Origin of the sequence: Achromobacter sp. ACM01, from assembly GCF_014851745.1 — a bacterium.
GTDB classification, from domain to species: Bacteria; Pseudomonadota; Gammaproteobacteria; order Burkholderiales; family Burkholderiaceae_B; genus Achromobacter; species Achromobacter aegrifaciens.
Map to the genome: position 1 here is coordinate 416,278 of NZ_JACVAF010000005.1, position 19,380 is coordinate 435,657.

A 19,380-nucleotide genomic window follows, 5' to 3' on the forward strand; every position below is an offset into this window, starting at 1 on the left:
AATCAATTTATATGTTTATAGGGTGGAATTGGTGCATTATCAGGGAAAGCGGTAATTACCTCCCCTGTTGCTGGCTGATACACGACGCGCATACGTACTCCATCACGAACCTCATATGCCACCCATTTTGCGGGATCTCCCTTCGCGGTGTAGATCCCGCCGGTTCCAGTTTGGGCGTACCATTTGGTTCCAGGCGACGTTGTAATATCGCCAACTTCATGAATAATCTTATCCGCAGACCAATTCTCCGGAAAAACTGTTTTCCCTGGCTGGCCCGGCCACATATGTCCGCCGCTACCCGGCCGATCGCCATACAAAATGTGCTGCTTAGCTTCTGGTGAAAGAATGTCAACATAATCCTTTCCGGCACCTTTGGCGACTACTCCGGCCGACGTTTCAACCTTAGCAGCATTACTCGCGACCTTCGCCGTCACCCTCTGGGTCAGGATAGAGCCAGTCTTGGCAACCCCCGCCCCCACAGTCAACAGCCCAGCCACGTCAAATATCAGCTTCCCTCCTTCAACACCCGCATTGAACGAACCATCGGCACCCGCGCGCTGGTATTCCGCCTCCATTCGCGTAATGCGTTCAATGTATGACTGCTTGATCGCCTCAGGCACCCTTTCCAGCACATCCCCGCTCTCGAACAACGACTTCAGCGCCGCATAGGTTTCTAGTGGGCTGGCAGCTGCCTTGGCAATGCCGAGCACCGCGTCATACAAACCCGCAGGAACCCCCGCCACCACTCCTGAGTAGAAGCTGGCATCTTGTCCCGCATCAATCGCCGCCCATTTGACTTCGGCCGTCGCGGCGCAGACCCAAGACTTGCATTCCTGAATTTCCTGGTTCCTCTGCGTCTTTTGCTGCTCGCTGAGATAGTTGTTCTCCGCCTCGATCGTGGCCCCCGTCAGCGCGGTCGCCGCCACGGACGGATCGACCGCGGCGGCAATGCCCGCCACGATGCTGCCCACCAGATCAAGACGCGCCTGCCGCTCCTCGGCCGAGAGTTGCTTGGTCGCATCATCTCTCGTGCTATCGAGCAACTTGTTCAATACAACGCTGGACAGAGCGCCGACGCCGCCTGCTGCGCACGAGGCGTTTTGCGCTGCCGCTCCCGCGCATCCCAGGATGGTATGCAGCGCGGCGTTGCCAGCTGAGCCGTCTCCTCCCAACCCCTTGCTAAGCTCCTTGATCTGAGCGGCACCAAGGCCTTGGAGGTAGTTGACCGCTGCTGCCTGGACAAATTGGTTTGTCGCCCCTGTGACATTGCCTGCGGCTGCTGCAAGAACTGCGGTACTCAAATGCCGGTATGTGCCATTAGTTCCCCATTTGCTCTGGAGGTCGTAGTACTCCTTCGTTGCTTGAAGCCGCTCAGCATCCGAGAGCGAAGCGTCCTCCGAACGCGCCTTCGCGTCCTTCAGCTCCTCCGCCCGATTCGCCAAAAACTGCCCCATCTGGCGTCCAGTCTCTCCCACGATCTCGAAGCCCGCCCGCACTTCCTTCTCGTCAAAGATCGGGTCCAGGCTGTTCAGCGTGTCCTTGGTGTCGCGATTCAGGCTAGCGATTGCCTCCGCTGCCGTCTGGCCCGTCTGCGCCTTCTGGCCCGTTTCGTCGCGTATGACGATCTTTCCGCCGCTGATGCCGCTAAGCGTCGTGGAGCTGGATTCGCCATTGGCGCCCATCGGTACAGGCGGGACCGTGCTGACGCCGTTGATGGCAGGCAGGTTCGAATTCGGCGTCGCCTTGGAGCCGCCCGCGGCTTCGCCCTTGCCATCCGTGCCGACGTTGTTCTTGTCCTTGCCGTCCTCCTCGCCGCCGCCAAAGCTCACGCCTCCGCCCAATTGCAGGGACTGGCCTTCATAGCGGGCGCGGTTCTCGATGTCGCGGCTGGTCAGCGTGCCGGTGATCAAGACGTTCCTGGCGTCGGCTACAGCCTTGTCACTGCTGGCGATCACGCCGCCGATCAAGCTGGTGTTCTTGGCAACGTCCAGTTGGAAGCCGCCATCACCCGCCCATAGCCCGGTCTGTTCGGTGACGCTGGCGTACTTGCTGTCGATGTTGGTCTTGCCATAGTTGCCGCTTACCGAGCTGGCGCCATAGCAGATGGGCGGAATGCACAGGCTGACCTGCACGCCTACGCTGCGGTCGCGAGCAGTGAAGCTATTGATGTCCTGCAGGCTCTCGACGAGCAGATTGCCGCCCACGGTTGCCAGGATACGATCGCCGCTTGCCTGCGCGCCGCGCAGCACGGTGTCGCCGCCGGAGTTCATGGTCAGCGTGTTCCCGGCCTGGACGTGGGTGTTGTTCCAGGTAGAGGCTTGTCCATCGGACTTGCTCTTGCTGCCGCCCGCCCCGAGGTTGATGCTGAAGCCTTGCTGGCTTCCGCCCAGGGAGAAGCCCACGCCTATGCTGGCGTTGCTGCTCTTGCCGTCGGTTTTCTGGCTGGACGTGTTCTGCTGCGCAATAAGCAGCAGATCGCCTTGCGCGTCCAGCAGCACGTTGCGTCCAGCCGCGAGGTCAGAGCCGGCCACGATAATGTCGGATTGCTCGCCTTTGCCTGCCGCAATGATCGTCAGGTCACGGCCGGCTGCAATGGCTGCGCCGCTGGCGGTGCTACTTTGTCCGGTGCTTGTCTGACTGGCGCTGCTGGCGCCCAGGTCCACGTTGATGCTGATGCCGCCTGCCCTGGCGGGATCCTTGGCCACGGCGTCATATGCGTTTTTCGCCGCGAGACCCGCCGCGACGCCGGCGATGGCCTGCAAGCGCCCATTGTTGCTTTCCTGGGCCGCCTCGCGCATGCGGTTGGTGCTCTGCACCGCGCTGACAACCGGATTGCTGGCGCTGACAGTCACGCCGATCTGGCTGGTCTCCTGGAATCGGCGATAGACGCTGGTGTCGTAGCTGCCGTCAATCGTGACAGTCTGCCCGCCCAACAACATGTCGCGGCCCGCGCGAATGTCGCTACCACGTATCAACAAGTCATCTTGGGCGATGATGGAGACGTCGCCCTGCCGACTCGTGATCGTGCTGCCTGCGGCGCTGGGCGTGCTGCTGCGTTCATCCAGACTGCCGCTGCTGCTGCGCACGCCCACCGTGAAGCCGCTGCCTTCGCGCCCCAGGTCCCCCACTGATTTGTTGCTGTAGCTGCTGCTGTGTTCGCGCGTGGCGCTCCCGGTATCAATGACGACCGATCCCTGCCGTGCAGTGAGGCCAACGTTGTTGATCGCGTCGATGGCGGAGCCGGCAATGCGGATATCGCCTTCACGGCTGTTCAAGCTGACGTTATTGCCGGTGATGAGCGAGGACGTCTGCCATGTGCCCGATGTCAATTCCTTGGAACGGGCGGATTCACTTCCGTAGGGGAACATCTTGACCCCGCTGGAGTTCGGTCCTCCATCGACGGCACGCCCGATATCACCCAGGCTCATGCTTCCGAACGAGAAGCTGGTGCTCTTGCTGGATTCTTTGTTGTTCTGCGTCTGGCGGTTGTCCGAACCGACAACCGCAATGTTGCGTTGGGCGTCCAGCACCACGCCCTCTTGAGCGCGCAATGTGGAGCCGGAAATGACGACATCGCCATCCAGCGCCCGTCCGGAGCCATCCCGCTCGCCGTCCCCCGTGGCGCGAATGCGGATGTCGCCTGCCGCGCTTAGCGAAGAACCGCTACTGACTTGGCTGTATGAGTCGAACGAACCGCTGCTCTTGCTACTGCTGAAGGAGAATGCGACGCCCGGATTGGTGGCGCCGCTGTGCGCGATTTCCTGGACCTTGCCCTTCGTGGAGCCCGCTGCAGCCAGGTTCTTGAAGGTGTCGATCACCGTCCCGACCACCGCCACGCCAAAGCTGCTTTGCTTGAGCGAATACTCGCTGTGCGTGTTTTCAACGTCGCGGCCCGCGATGATGGCGACGTTCTCTCCCTGGATGTCGATGTTTCCAGTCTTGCCGGCCAGGTCTTTTTCCGCCTTGCCCGCAACGAGGTCGCTGCCGGCAACTAACACATCCCGTCCAGCGGTCAGGATGACGTTGCCGCCCGTGGTTCCCAACAGGCTTCTCGCGTCGCTCTGTGTAGCGCCATCGACCGTCTGCTTGGATTGCGCATCGCTGGTCTTGTAGGAAATTCCCAAGCCGCCGACGGAGAAGCCACTTTTCTTGATCCGTTCGTAATGGCTTTCCGCGTAGGTATTGGTTCCAGCGGCGACCACGATGTCGCGGCCTGCATCGATCGTCAAATCCTTGTTTGTAAGAACCTGCGAGGCCGAGAGAGAGAAATCCCTCCCCGCCTGGAAAATGGCCTCATCACCGCTAAACGTCGACGCCTGCGCTTGCGTAGACGCCTGCGAGTCGATCCTGTGCGTACTCTTGCTGGAGAGGAAGCTGCGCGTCTTGAATGAGACTTCGTCGCGCGCGTAGGTCGATGCCTCTCCTGCACTGATGTTGATATCGCGGCCCGCCACGACGGCCAAGATCTTTTCCGAGCTGACTTCGGCCGCACGCGCGTTGACGTCCTGCCCCGCGACCAGCGCAAGGTTTCCGCCCGCGGCGATGCTCGAGCCGACTTCCGAACTTGTGCTCAGATCGTGGCGATTTTTCTTGTTCAGAACCAGCGTTTCGCCATGGCTCTCCGTAAGCGTTTCCAGCGCGATATCGCGCCCGGCCTGCAGGCGTGCATCGTCCTTGACCGAGACTTGCGCCGCAGTCAGGGTGATATCGCGTCCGGCCTGCATGTTGAGGTTGCCGGCATCGACGCGGGCCACGCCGCTGACGTGGGTGCCCCAGGTGCTGCCGAAGTTCTCGGACGCCGCGGTGGACGTCAGGGCGATGTCGTTCCCCGCCTTCAGGGCGACGTTGTCGCCCTTGATCAGGGACACCAGGTTGGTCAGGTCCTCGCGTGCGGCGAGGTCGACGGTGGAGCCCTGGATCAGCCCGCCGCCCTGGTTGACGATGTTGCCGGCGGTCATGACGGTGGCTTCGCGCGCGCCGATGGTGCCGCTGTTGACGATGTCGCCTTCGGCCTCCAGCTTGACGTTGCGGCCGGCCATGAGCGTGCCGTCGCCCTTCAGGTCGCCTTCGCGCACCAGCAGGTAGACCTGCGGGACCAGCACGGTCTCGGTGGTGCCGTCGGGCAGCGTGACAGTCTGTTCGACCAGCCAGACCAGGTCGGTGGTCAGTTGGCGCTGCTGCGCCTCGGTCAGCGCGACGCCGAGCTGGACGCCGTTGTCACGGGCGAATTGGGCGCCGGCGGCAAGCAGGGCCTTGTACTGGCTGTCGTTGTCGCTGTACTTGTCGAGGAAGCGTTGGCCAGTGGTGGCCAGGATCTGGTCGGACACGAGCTTCTGTTCATAGAAACCGTCGCCCAGGCGCTTGGGCTGGCCCGAGGGCGTCAGGAACTTGGCGCCCGCGGGCACCAGGGAATCCCAGCTGCCCAGGCGCGCGCCAGACAGGTTCTGGCCGTCGGCCGCGGCGGTGGCGCCGCTGGCGGACAGAGAACCGCCCGTGCCGAGCGTGGCGCCGGCGGGTCCCGATGCGCCCTGCGCGTCCAGGCGCTGGCCGTCCAGGCCGCTGCTGGCGCCGACGGTGGCGCCGGCTTGGCCCGCATGCGAGACCGAACCCGCGCCGACGCCCGCGTTGACGGGTCCGGAGCCGCCTTGGCCGTCCATACGCTGCCCTTCAAGGCCGCTGCTGGCGCCCACGGACGTGCCGCCTTGCCCCGGGGTCGAGACCGAGCCTGCGCCCACGCCGGCATTGACCGTGCCGGCCGTGCCGGGCTGGTCGTTGCGTTGGCCTGCCAGGCCGCCGCCCGAGCCGGCGCCGTTGCCGATGGTGGTGCCGGGCAGCGCGCCCGGCTGGCTCAGCAGGTCCAGCAGGTAGTCGCTGGAGACGGTCGGACGCTGGCCGACGAAGCGCGGATCGGTCGCGACGACGTAGGGCGCATCCGGCCTGCCGTTGACGGTGTAAAGCTGGCTGTCCGGAATGCCGGCAGGATTGGAGACGGTGCGCACCACCGTGCCGCCGGGCAGGCCGACGCTGGCGACAAGCACCGGCCCGGGCGCGGCGCCGCCATTGCTGGCGCCGGGCTTGGAGCCGTTGAGCTGGACAGCGACGTTGCCGCCGGACGTGCCGACTGGCAGTTCGATGGGCTGGCCGGCCAGGGTGGCGTTGTAAGCGCTGGAATACTCCTTGCGGTCGCGCGAACGCGCCTGGGTTTCCGTCATGGTCCCGGTCCGCGTGATGGTGCGCACGCCGCCCGCGCCGATGTTGTTGATGGCAGGGCCCGCCACTGTGAGCGCGCCGCCCGCGGCGATCTGGCTCTTATCGTTGGTGACGTCGCCGGTGAGCGTCATGGACCCGCCCGACAGGATTTTGCCGGGATCGGAGGACAGGGTGCGGGTCTCGGTGACGGTCTCCTGCACCCGGTAGTACACGAACGTGCCGACCAGGCGACTATTGAAGTCGGCGTTGAATTCCCGGATGCGCGCATCCAGCACCATGTGCGGCGCCTTGTACGCAGCATAGGCTTCTTCGTAGGCCTGGCGACGCGCTTTCTCGGCGTCGCAGGTGGCGCGGTTGTAGCAGGCCCGCTCAGGCTCCGTCCAGACCGGCATGGGGCCGGACGGCGGCGTCACGCCGAAGACGGACCAGATGCGCTCCTGGGCGCCGTACCGGAATTTTTCCGGAACGTCCGAGCAGGTCGCACCCGCATCGCCGCCGGGACCGTCACACACCATGGTGACCGGCGTGTAGGTAGGAGTGATGGGCGAAGTCGTGCCGCCCTTGCCTTTCAGACTAGGCGCGTAATCAAACGGCGGCCCATAACGCGACGCCGGATACTTGGTGGACGGCAACAGGAACATGCGTTCCGGATCGTCGTTCAGCCAGGCCGGATCCTTGCTGCACATCGGCGTCACTTCGTCGCACAGCCAATTGGTCTCGGCGTCGTACATGTCGGTGGTGCCGGCCGGGGTGAAGTACACCTTGGACGTGCTGGACACCTGCACCGTTTCGCTGGTGTAGCGGTCGTTCTGGTTGCGGATGGACGCGGCCGAGATGTCGGCATTGCCTGCAGCCTCAATGGTCGCAGAGGCGTTCAGGAGCGAGCCGGCCTGGCCGATGGCACGGCCGGCGGCATCCAGCGCGCCGCCGATGCGCAGGTCGGCGCCCGCGTAGATCAGCGCGTGGTCGCGGTTGATGAGCGATCCCACGCCTAGGTCCATGTTCCCGCGCGACGCGATGACGGCGCCGCCGCCCGCGCCCGCGCCGTTGACCAGCGTGCCTGCCTGGATCGACACGGCATCGCCGTAGATGCGGCCGGTGTTGTCGACGCGGCCTGCGGTGATGCGGGTGGAACCGCCGTCGATGAGGCCGGCGTTGGTCAGGCCCTGCGTCACCGTGATGCGGTTCTGGCCTCCGGCCAGCAATTGGCCGGAGGCCTGGTTATTCAGCGAGTCCGCCGAGATGCTCAGGTCGCGGCCGGCGCTGATCTTGGCGCGGTTGTCCATCGCGCCGCCGATCGACAGGTTGAGGTCGCGGCCGCTGGAGATGTCGCCCTGCTGGTTCAGCGGGCCGGCATAGGCGAACGACAGGTCGCCCGCGGATTGCAGCACGCCCAGCCCTTGCAGCGCCTGCGCGATGACGGTCAGGCTCTTGCCCGCCTGCAGCGTGCCTTGGGTGTTCCTAAGCGTGTCCGCGACGATGCGCGCGTTGCCTTGGGAAGCGACGGCGCCGCCCGTGTTGTCCAGTTCTTTGGTGTTAAGGGTCAGGTCCTCGATTGCCTCGATGGAACCTCCCTGGTTGTTGACGCGGTCGGCCACGATGGAGACGACCTTGCCCAGTACGCCCTTGGGCGGCGAGCCGGCCGCGGTCACCGTGCCGCTGTTGTCCAGGCTGTCGGCCTTCAGGGTCAGCACGTTGTCGGCCTGGATCAGGCCGCCGCGGTTGTCCACCGCGCCCGTGGCGGTGATGGTCAGGTCGCGCGCGGCCAGCGTGCCGTCGCGGTTGACGATGTTTGCGGCTTCGATGCTTGCATTGCCTGCGGCTGCGATCACCCCGCCGGTGTTGTTCAGGCCGCCGCCCAGCTTGATCGCGGCATCGCCGGTCGACGTCAGTTTGCCGCCCTGGTTGTAGAGATTGGCGGCGCTGATGTCCAGGGTGCCGCCCTGCACGACCGCGTTGCGGCTGTCGACGTCGCCCGCCGTGGCCAGCGTGACCTTGTCGATGGCAGACAGTTTGCCGCCCGCCAGGTTCAGGCTGCCCGCCGACAGGCTCAGATCGCGGCCGGCGAGGCTGGTGCCGCCATGGACGATGGAGCCTGCCGTCAGCGTGATGCTGCCCGGCTGGCTGAGCGCGCCGTCGGCGCCCACGCCGGCCACGAAGCGGCCAGCATTCGAAAGTTGTCCCAAGGCGGTGGCGATGAGATCGCCGCCGGCCAGCACCGAGCCGGTGTTGTCCAGCGAGGATCCGGCCCACAGCTTGGCGTTCGTGCCTGCGGACGCGATGCCCGCGTTGAGCAGCGCGCCGCCCGCGCTCAGGTCCAGCGCCGCGCCGGACTGCAAGCGGCCGTCCGCTGTGATGGTGAGTTTGCCGCCGGCGCTGGCGACCAGGTTGCCAGCCTGCGTGGCGGCGATGCCGCCCAGTGTTGCGTCCGTGCCGGCCCGCAAGGTCATGCCTTGTTCCGCCGCAGCCGAGCCGAGCGCGGTCAACGCGCCGTTCGCCTGCGCGGTCAGCGAGCCCCCAGCCTGCAAGCGCGACGCCGCGCCTAATGCGATATCGCCGCGCTGCGCGGTGAGCGACAGGTCGCCTTGCAAGGCGGCGACCGTGCCGTCGACCGTGATCTTGTCGCCCGCTGTCAAGGCCTGCGAGCCACCGGCCAGCATCCGCCCGGCCGCCTGCAGCGCGCCTTGCGCGGTGGCGTTCAACGTGCGGCCGGCCTGCGTCAGCCCGGCCGCACCGACGGTCACGTCGCGGCCCGTCAGCGTCAGATTGGCATCGGTGGCGGCAGTGCCGTCCACTCGCGCGTCGCGAGCGGCAGCCAGCAGCATGTCGCCCACCGAACTCAGGGCGCCCGTTGCGTACAGGTCACGATCCGCGCGGGCAGTCAGCGTGCCAGCGGCTTGCAGTTGGCCGTTCTGTTTGACGACGAGATCGCGTCCCGCCGTGATCGAGGCATTGCCCGCCGCGCGTTCGCCCAGGGCGGCAGCAAGGCCGCCCAACAGGACGTCTCCAGTTGCGGCGAGCGTCAGGCCGCCGCCCGCGGCAATGACGCCGTCTGACTCCAGGTTGCCGCCCGCGCGCGCGCTCAGGCCGTCGAAGGCCTGCATCCTGCCGCCCGCGCCGACGAGCAGGTTCGCGCCTGCGTCAGCGGTCAGGCCGCCTTCCAGCGCGGTGGCGATGCCGTCGATGCGGATGTCGCGCTGCGCGCCCAGGACGATGGGGGAACCGGCGGTCGCCGTGCCCGTGATGAAGAGGTCGCGGCCCGCCTGCGCCTGCAAGACGCCGCCCGCGGCGCCCGCGCCCGTGGCGGTGCCCGCCGTGCCTGCGATGCGCAAGTCCTGGCCCGCGCCCAGCAGCAGCTTGCTGCTGCCCTGGGCCAGGCCGGCCTGGCCGATGCTCAGGTTCCCGGCCGCGTCCGCGCGCAGCGTGCCGTTGGCGACGGTCTTGCCGTTCAGCTCGGCGTCCGCGCCTGCCTTCAGCGTGATGTCCTGCTCGCCCGAAATCGTGCCGTTTGCCAGCAGCTTGCCGCCGGCCTGTGCTTGCAGCAGTCCGCCTGCTTGCAGCGCGCTTGAGGCGCCCAGCGTCATGGCGCCGCCGCTGTCCACCTTGAGCGCGCCCGCATCGGCCAGGACCGTGCCGTCCACCGCCAGATCCTTGTCGATCCGCAGCGTCGCCGCTTGCCCGGCCACCAGCGTGCCCGCCAAGGCGGCGCTGTCGGCTTGCACATCGACCGAGCCATCGGCCTGCAGGCGCGCGTTCGCGCCGGTGGCCAGCGCGCCGCCGGCCTGTAGCGCCAGATTGCCGGCCGCCAGGTTCTGGCCGTCGAGGCTGATGTTGCCAACCGACTCCAGGATCAGATCGGCCAGCGAGGAAATCGTACCTGCCGCCGTCAGCGAACCGCCCGCGCGCGCTTGCAGCGCGCCGCCGGACAGCGCCCGGCTGCCGGCCGCCAAGACCAGGTCTTCACCCGCTTTCAGGTCCAGGGCGCCATTGGCGGATGCCGCCGTGCCGGACAGGTCCAGGCGGCCCCCGGCGTCCAGGCTTGCGCCCTTGTCGCCACGCACGACGCCGGCCATCTCCAGATTGCCCGCAGCCGCGATCCGCGCCTGATCCGCGTTGTCCAGTTGCGCCGCCGCGCCGATGCGCAGATTGCCCCCTGCGCCGAGATCCAGCGCGCCGTCGGCGCCCAGCTTGCCGTCCACGCGCACATCGCGCACCGCCTGGAGTTCCGCGCCCGCGGTGGACACCAGAACGCCGCCCAGCGCCAAGTCGCGCCCGGCGTCAGCCTGCACCCCCTTGCCTTGCAGCTGGCTGCCCGCGCCCAGCTGCAGGTCATTGCCGCTCTTGAGCTGCAGCACCCCGCCATAGGCGAGCGCATTGCCGTCCACGCGCAGGTCGCGCGACGCGTCCAGCGACATGCCGCCTTCGGCCAGCGCCGTGCCGGCGAGGTTCAGATCCTGCCCGGCCGCAAGCGTCATCGATGCGTCGGATTGCAGGTGCGAGCCGCCCGCCGCCGTCAGCGTCTGGCCCGCCTTCAGGTCCAGGCCGCGTGCCGCGTAGACCTGTCCCGCCACTGCCGCGTTGCGCGCGGCCTGTAGCGTCAGGGCGTCCAGCGAACTGAGCGCGCCCGCCACCCTGAGATCGCCCAGCGTCGTGACGTTGACCGCGCCCTTGGCCGCGACCCGCGCCAGCTCGCCCATCGACAGGTCGCCGCCGGCGTTCAAGCTCAGGCCGCCGGCGCTGGCGGCAAGCGTGCCGTCCACGGACAGCTTGCCCGCGGCATCGATGTTCATGTCGCCGTTGCCGCGCCAGATGCCGGCCAGCGTCATGTCCTGGCCGGCCTGGGCGCGCGAAGCGCCTTCGGCGTCCCATTGCGCCGTGTTGCCCATGGCAAGGTCACGCACTGCAATCAGCGACGTGTTGCCGGTGGCTGCGGCCTTGCTGTCGATGCGCGCATCACGTCCCGCGTTCAAGAGGATGTCGCCACGCGCAGCCATCACGCCGCCCGCCAGCAGATCGCCCATGGCGCGCGCCTCCACGCCCACGCCCTGCGTGCGGCTGGCGTCGCCCAAGCGGAGGTCCTTGCCCGCGTTCATGGCCAGTTGGCCGCCGTAGGCCAGCGCTGCGCCGTCCACCTTTACGTCGCGCCCGGCATCCAGCGTCAGGCCCTTGTTGGTCTCCGCCTCTCCGGCCAGCACCAGATCCTGGCCGGCGCGCAAGGCCATGGCGCCTTCCGATTGCAGGCGCGCATCCGCGCCGGCCTGCAACTGACCTATCGCCTCCAGCAGCAGCGGGCCGCCAGCCAGCAGCTTGCCCGTCACCGACGCATCGGTTCCCGCTTGCGCCGTCAAGCCGGCCAGCGAAGACACCGTGCCCACCACGTTCAGCGCGCCCTTCGCGACCATGGACAAGGGACCGCCGGATTGGGCGCTGCCGCCCACCGTCATGTCGCCGTCCGAGGCCAGGGTCAATGCGCCCGAGGCTGCGCCGGCCGTGCCGCTGACGTCCAGCGCGCCTCCCGCGCGCAACTCCGTGCCCTGGTTGCTGAGCAGGCTGCCCGACAGCGCCACGTCTCCGCCAGCTTGCAGGCTGGCCGCGCCCGTGGTTTGCAGGTCGCCCGTGACCCTCGCCGTGTCCTGTGCGCGCAGCGTCAGGTCGCCGTCGGCGCCGAGCTTGGCGCCGAACACCGCATCGCGGCCCGCCGTCAGGGCGGCCGATCCGGCGGCCACCATTTCGCCGGCCGTGACAAGGTCGCGCGCCGCCTGGACCGTGACGCCCTTGCCCTGCGTCTTGCTGGCTGCGCCCAGCAGCAGGTCGCTGCCGGCAGTCATGGACAATTCGCCGCCGTAGGCCAGCGCGCCGCCGTCCAGGCGCAGCTCGCGCGCCGCGTCGATCGCGATACCGCCATCGCTCAGGGCAGCGCCCGCGAGGCTGGCGTCCTGGCCCGCGCTAAGCGTCATATTCTTGGACGATTGCAGTTGCGCGGCCTGTCCCGTGCGCAGGCCCTGGCCTGCCCGCAACGACAAGGCGTCGCCGGACAGCAGCTTGCCGTCCACCGTTGCGCCGGCCACCGATACGAAAGTCAACGCGCCCTGGCCGGCCAATTCACCGGCGACCGACAACGCGCCGCCGCTCTCACCACGCAGTGCGCCGCCCGCCAGCGCCTTGCCGGCGCTTCCCACCGTCAGATCGCCGCCCGCGCGCAGATCGATTGCGCCGGATGCCGCGGAAGTTACGCCGTCCAGGCGCAGGGCGCCGGCGGCCTCGATGTGGTTGCCCTGGTTGCTGCGCAATGCACCCGCCAGCGTCGCATCCTGCCCTGCCTTGAGTCGCGCCTTGCCTTCCGCATCCAGTTGCGCGGCTTGGGCGATGGCCAGATTGCGCCCGCCATCCAGCTTCAGGTCGCCTGCGGCCACGGTCTTGCCGCCGAGGCTGGCATCGCGGCCTGCGACCAGTGCGATATCGCCGCGCGAAGCCATGGTCCCCTCTGCCAGCAGATCGCCGCCGGCGCGCGCGGCTACGCCCTCGCCCTGCGTGCGGCTGGCGTCGCCCAAGCGCAGATCATTGCCAGCGTCCATCGACAGTTGACCGCCGTAGGCCAATGCCGCACCATCCACGCGCAGATCGCGCGCGGCGTCCAACGTCAGACTCTTGTTGGCTTCCGCCTCGCCTGCCAGGACCAGATCCTGGCCCGCGCGCAACTGCATGGCGTCTTCCGATTGCAAGCGTGCATCCGCGCCTGCCACCAACCGGCCCAGCGTTTCCAGCAGCAGCGGACCGCCGGCCAGCAGCTTGCCATTGACCGTCGCGTCGCCGGCGGCCTGAGCCGTCAAGCCGGACAGCGAGGACACCGTGCCCGCCACGTTCAGCGCGCCCTTCGCGACCATGGACAAGGGACCGCCGGATTGGGCGCTGCCGCCCACCGTCATGTCGCCGTCGGAGGCCAGGGTCAATGCGCCCTGCGCTGCACCCGCCGTGCCGCTGACGTCCAGCGCGCCACCCGCCCGCAGTTCCGTGCCCTGATTACTGAGCAGGCTGCCCAACAGCGTCATATCGCCGCCGGTTTGCAGGCCTGCGGCGCCCGTTGTTTGCAGTTCGCCCGTGAGCTTGGCGGACTCCTGCGCGCGCAGCGTCAGGTCGCCGTCGGCGCTAAGCCTGGAACCGATGGCCGCGTCCCGGCCCGCAGTGAGCGTCACGGCGCCCGGCGCCACCATCTCGCCGCCAGCGCCCAAGTCGCGCCCCGCCAGAGCGGTGATGCCTTTGCCCTGGGTCTTGCTGATATCGCCCAGCCACAGATCGCGACCGGCGCTCATCGACAAGCCGCCGCCGTAGGCCAGCGCGCTGCCGTCCACGCGCAGCTCGCGTGCTGCGTCGATCGCGATGCCGCCATCGCTCAAGGCAGCGCCTGCGAAGCTGGCGTCCTGGCCCGCGCTCAGCGTCATGCCCTTGGACGATTGCAACTGAGCCGTCTGTCCCGTGCGCAGGTCCTTGCCCGCACGCAACGACAAGGCGTCGCCAGACAGCAGCTTGCCGTCCACCGTTGCGCCGCCCACCGATACGAAAGTCAACGCGCCCTGGCCGGCCAGTTCGCCATCCACGCGCAACGCACCGCCGCTTGTGCCGCTGAGCGCGCCGCCCGCGTATGCCTTGCCCTGCGCGCCCACGGACAGGTCGCCGCCTGCGAGCAAATCGATGGCGCCCGCGACAGAGGAGGTTTCTCCGTCCAGCCGCAGCTTGCCGGCGGCGTCGATGCGTATGCCTTGATTGGTGCGCACAGCGCCAGCCAGCGTGGCGTCCTGCCCTGCCTGAATCTGCGCCGAGCGTTCCGCCTCCAGCTGCGCGCCCTGCGCAATGGCCAGGTTGCGTCCGCCCTTCAGCGTCACGTCGTTGGTGGCGACCGTCTTGCCGCCGAGCTGCGCATCGCGCCCCGCGGTCAACGCGATATCGCCGCGCGCGGCCATCGCGCCGTCCGACTGCAGGTCACCGCCCGCGCGCGCCGACACGCCCTCGCCCTGCGTGCGGCTGGCATTGGTCAAACGCAGATCCTGGCCCGCATCCATCGACAAGACGCCGCCATAAGCCAGCGCCGCGCCGTCCATGCGCAGGTCGCGGCCCGCGCCCAGTGTCAGGCCTGCATTGGTTTCCGCCACGCCGGCCAGAAGCATGCTCTGGCCAGCACGCAGCTGCATGGCGCCGTCCGATTGCAGACGCGAGTCCGCGCCCGCCGCCACCTGGCCTATCGCTTCCAGCAGCAGCGGACCGCCGGCCAGCAGCTTGCCGTCGACCGCGGCATCGCGCGCGGCCTGGGCCGTCAATCCGGCCAGCGAGGAGACCGTACCCGCCACGTTCAGCGCGCCCTGCGTGCTCAACCTGACCGGGCCGCCTGCCTGCGCGCTGCCGCTGACCGACAGGTCGCCGCCGGAAGCCAGCGTCAGTTCACCCGCTGCCGCGCCCACCACGCCGCTGATGGCGAGCGGGCCCGCCGCGCGCATGTCCACGCCCTGATTGCCGCTCAGGCTACCTGCAAGCGAAATGCCTGCTCCGGACTGCAGCCGCGCGCGGCCCAGCGCTTCCACCTGTCCGGTGACGGCCGTGGCGCCTTGCGCGCTCAGGTCCAGATCGCCGCGCGCCAACACCCGGGCGTCCACCGCGGCTTCGCGTCCGGCCTTCAGTTCAGCTGCCGTCTCCGACACCAGTTCGCCATCGGCTCGCAGATCGCGCGCCGCATCGATTCCCACACGCTTGCCCTGCGCCTTGCTGGCCGCGCCCATGCGCAGATCGCCGCCGCTCTTCAGGTCCAGCGCACCTCCATAAGCCAGCGCGCTGCCGTCCAGGCGCAGGTCGCGCGTGGATTCGACCAGCATCGCGCCATCGGTCAGGGCCGCGCCGGCCAGCGTGACGCCTGAACCCGCGCGTATGGTCATGCCTCCTGCCGACTGCAGCTGCGCGCCGGCCTCCGACACCGCGTCCGCGCCCGCCTGCGCCTGCAACACGCCGGACGCATAAACCTGGCGCGACAACAGCATGTCGCGTCCCGCCTGCAGCGTGACGCCTTCCTTCGCGGAAACCACGCCACCCGCCGTGGAAACGCCGCCGCTCGGCTCGCCCGGCGCGGACGGGTCGGGAGTCTTGCCGGGCTCGCCGCCGGTGGCCGATCCAGATCCAGTTCCCGATCCGGCGCCGGAGCCCGAACCATTGTCGGTTCCCGCCCCCCCGCCGGTCCCGCCACCCGTGTTCCCGCCTTGCCCCGGCTGCGGCGCGACCGCCTGGCCCGCTACCTTCAGATTGCGTCCGGCTTGCGCACGCAAGTCCTGATCCGAAGTCAGCAAGCCTCCCGACAAGGAGAGATCCTTGCCCGCCGCCACGCGCAAGACGCCTTGCGTGCGCAGGCTGCCCTGCGCGCCGACAGCCACATCGCCGCCAGCATCGAGCGTCAAGGCGCCACCGGCGCCGACCGCGCCCTGCACGGAAACGTCGCGCGTAGCCGCAAGCGCGGCAGTCCCGCCGGCCTGTGCCGCGCCTTGGACAGACAGATCGCCGCCGCTGTCCACGCGCAGATTGCCGGCCGCCTGCGCGGTGCCGCGCGGCGCAATGCGGACGTCGCCCGCCGCCGTGACCTGCAGGTCGCCGGTCAGCGCCACCAGGTTGCCGCCGATGTTCACGCCCACGCCGGCCTCGGTGCCGATCAGGCGCACGCTATTGGCATACATGCCGCCCAGCGCCGCGGTATCCAGCGCCACCTCCGGCGCCGCGCCTTCGCCCGCCTGGGCGGACACTGCTCCCGTGGCATAGTCGACGCGCGCCGCGCCTGCGGTCACGTTGAGCTTGTCGGCCCACACGTCCGCGTTGATCTCCAGCGTGCGCGCCAGCAGGTCCACCTGGCTGAGGTTGGAGCCGTTCAAGCCGGCGCCTTCGACGCGGATCTTGCCCGAAGCAATATCGAAGCCGATGCTGCCGTCCGGTCCGACCTGGGGCTTGCCGGTGGTCAGGGTGGCGCGGTCCGCATTCAGAAAGCCGCAGCCGTTGCAGGTAATGCCCGCCGGGTTGGCGACGATCACATTGGCGCGGTTGCCGGCCACTTCCAAGGTGCCCAGCAGTTGCGACGGGTTGGGCGCGGTGACCTGGTTGAGAATGGTGCTGGCGCGCTGATTGCCCAGCATGGGGTTGCCGCCGACCTGCCCCGCCAGTTGGGTCTGGCTGGCGCCACCGCTGTTGTTGAGCACCGCGCCGGACGGGCCCACGTTGAACTGCGTGTAGCGGTTGTTGGACACGCCGCCCGCCGACGGCGGCGCGATGTTGATGACCGGCACGCCGTTACTGACGCCGACGGAGGGCTTTGCTCCCGCCACGCTCTTGTCCACCGAAATCGGCAAGGTCTGCGCCAATACTGGCGACCAGACCTGGGTGAAGACGACGGACCAGACTATCAGGGAGCGAAGCTTGGACATCATGCGTATCCGGTTGGACTAAGGATGGACTGCGGATTGGCTGCGCAAGGCCGCCGGATCAGAACTCGAACATCAGCACCGCCGCGAACATGGTCGAAGCGGTTTTCAGGGACTCGGGTTTTTTCAGCGGCCAGCCGGCAGACAGGTCATAGCTGGCGTTGACATAGGGCATGGCGAGCCGTCCGCGCAGCCCAGCCACGGCGCCGACCAGCGTGCGGCCGGATAGCGACGCCGCCGACGGACCACCCACCCGGCCCACGTCCAGGCCCGTGTACAACTGGTGGCCAGGCACGCGCAGCAGCTTGTCCAGGCCCAGCGACAAGTCGTTGCGCAAGGTCCAGCCGTCCTCGGCGGCCAGCGTCATCTGCCCGTCGAAACCCCGCACCGCATAGCGGTTGCCGATGGTGAAGTAGTCGGACGGCACGATGGGCGTCTTGGCGTGCTGGATCTGCCAATTCAGCTGGTAGGCCAAGGGCTGCTCCGCCAGTTCGAACGGCAGATACAGGCCCGCATTGGCCGAAAGTATGGTGCTGCGGCCGTTCCAATCCGGATCGCCATAGACGTAGCCCGGCTGGTCGGACAGCCCGGTCAGCGTGCCGCGCACGCCCCCGCCGACGTCCAGCGCGGCGCGGCCCAGATAGTGGCGATGCCCCAGGTTGAACTCGTAGCCGGTGACGTCGCGCCGCTGCACCTCGATGTCCACGTCGTTGAGCGTGCTGGTGGTGCGCTTGCGCAGCAGCGTCAGCGATGCCGTGCCCTTGTAGGTGGCGCTGCGATACGGCACCACCGAGACGCCTGCCTGCACCTGCTTGGTCGTGCCGCCGTAGATGATGGGTTCATCGAAGCCGGCCACGGTCTGGCGGTAGGTGGATTTGCTGGCGCCGGCAAAGAAGGTCCAGTAGCCGAAGGGAATGCTGTAGTTCAGCGAGGCGGCGCGCGTGTTCGACTCGGCGTCACGCCAGCGCGCATTGCTGTTCCACGACACCGACAGCTGGTCGTACAGGAACAGGGGCGAATCCAGGGTCAGGCCGGCGTTGACCTGGTACTTGCCGATGGCGTCCATGCCGGCGTTGTCGCCGCCGATGTATCCATGCCAGCGCTTGCCGGTGCCGGGACGGATGAGGATGTCGGAATCGCCCAGCTCCGGCCCGGGCGCGACGTCGATGGACGCATCGGCCTGGCTGCCCAGCCTGCGAATGTTTTCCAGCGCCTGGTCCAGGTCGCGCTGGTTCACTTCGCCGCCCGGCCCCGTGGGCAAGGCCGTGCGCCACCAGCCGATGGCGCCCTCGCCCTTGACGGCGGATATGCGGCCCGGCAGGTAGCGCAGCGTCAGCGTGCCCGCGGCCAGGGATTGTTCCGGCACGACCACCCGCGCCGTGACGAGTCCGCGATCGATCAGCAGGCCGATCAGATGTTCCTGCAAGGCCCGCAACCCCAGGCCGCCCACGCAATGGCCAACGACGGCATCGGCTGCGCGCGCCAGCGATTCAGCGGGCTGCGCTCCGTCCCAGACGACTTCCTTCAGGGCGAAGCAAGGCGTTTCGACCGGCAGGACCAGGCCGCCGGCGGTGGGCGCGGCGGGCGACAGCACGTCCGGCCGTTCGGCCGCTCGGGCGCGCTGCGCTCCAAGTTCCTGTTCTTGGCGACGTTCGATTTCGGTGGCGCGCACCGCTGCTTCGGGCAGCGGCTGCGCACCGGATCCAGCCGGGAAAAAGCCAGCCGCCAACATGCCCGCGGCCATGCGCAGGCGCCAATAGTGATTCATGCCGGTATGGCGCCTGCGGACGTGCGCGGCGCTCCTTGTTATCTCTGTGTGAAACTAAATGTTTTTCGAGTTTGCCTTAAAACACAATTAATAACAATAGATATCCGAATGTATAAATTCAAAAATTAGCGTACTTAGTTGAACTTAGCGGATAAAGGACAGGAAATTGGCGCACAAAGACCATAGTTCCGCACCCCGGAACTATCATCTCTACAGCAAGGACGATTTGATGTGAAACAAACCGCAAGTGACTCGGAGCAAGCGACCCTGTGGAATCTTTTACGTGGAGAGGTGCTGCGAATAAATAGGGCGAGTCTGAAAACCGGCGGTAGAGCCTGGTACCAGTTGGTTGAACACGGGTTATCCCCGATACGGGCATATCAACAAATCGTCAATAATTCGCCAACGTTTTATCGCCGATCCGTCCCCTTCCCCTCCCAGCCCATGCCTGTATCCGTCCGGGACGCCATTGTTTCCTCCTCCCATCTGGCCTCTTCAGCCCCCGAGCTTTCCGAAGTCGAATTCGGCCTGATCATCGCCTCGCACGCGTTCAACCGCTGGATGGTGCGCTGCATGGCCTGTGCGGGACTGCCCGAGCTGACCTCACTGGACATCCTGGTGCTCAACCACGTGTTCCACCGCGGCCGAGGCAAGAAGCTGGCGGACATCTGCTTCACGCTCAACGTCGAGGACACCCATCTGGTGAACTACTCGTTGAAGAAACTCGAGCGCCTGGGCGTGGTGCAAAGCGCCAAGACGGGCAAGGAAGTGATCTACACGGCGACCGACGCCGGCGCGGCCGCCATCCAGCGCTACGCCGAAGTGCGCGAGCAATGCCTCGTCAAACCCTTCATCGACTCCCCCGCGGCGGACGACGCCAGCCATCAGCTGGCCAACACTCTGCGCGCCCTCTCGGGCCTGTACGACCAGGCCGCCCGCGCCGCCACCTCCCTGTGAGAA

Annotated in this window: 3 protein-coding genes; 1 reads left to right on the plus strand and 2 read right to left on the minus strand. The window is 67.6% G+C overall.

The window, feature by feature from the left end; all coding sequences use genetic code 11:
- Positions 1-2: 2 nt before the first annotated feature.
- Positions 3-16,658 (minus strand): hemagglutinin repeat-containing protein, encoded by a 16,656-nt coding sequence (locus tag IB268_RS24760; RefSeq protein ID WP_192354943.1) that lies wholly within the window; start codon positions 16,656-16,658, stop codon positions 3-5.
- 55 nt (positions 16,659-16,713) lie between these two features.
- Positions 16,714-18,420 (minus strand): ShlB/FhaC/HecB family hemolysin secretion/activation protein, encoded by a 1,707-nt coding sequence (locus tag IB268_RS24765; RefSeq protein ID WP_192328651.1) that lies wholly within the window; start codon positions 18,418-18,420, stop codon positions 16,714-16,716.
- A gap of 444 nt (positions 18,421-18,864) precedes the next feature.
- Between IB268_RS24765 and IB268_RS24770 the strand changes: the two genes are divergently transcribed.
- A complete protein-coding gene (locus IB268_RS24770) occupies positions 18,865-19,377 on the plus strand; it encodes a winged helix DNA-binding protein (protein ID WP_035360603.1) in 513 nt (170 codons plus the stop codon).
- The last annotated feature ends 3 nt before the right edge of the window (positions 19,378-19,380 follow it).

Excerpts from the sequence above, each read along its gene's own strand:
- IB268_RS24760 (WP_192354943.1), bottom strand. The coding sequence starts at position 16,658 with ATGATGTCCAAGCTTCGCTCCCTGATAGTCTGGTCCGTCGTCTTCACC.
- IB268_RS24765 (WP_192328651.1), bottom strand. The coding sequence starts at position 18,420 with ATGAATCACTATTGGCGCCTGCGCATGGCCGCGGGCATGTTGGCGGCT.
- IB268_RS24770 (WP_035360603.1), top strand. The coding sequence starts at position 18,865 with ATGCCTGTATCCGTCCGGGACGCCATTGTTTCCTCCTCCCATCTGGCC.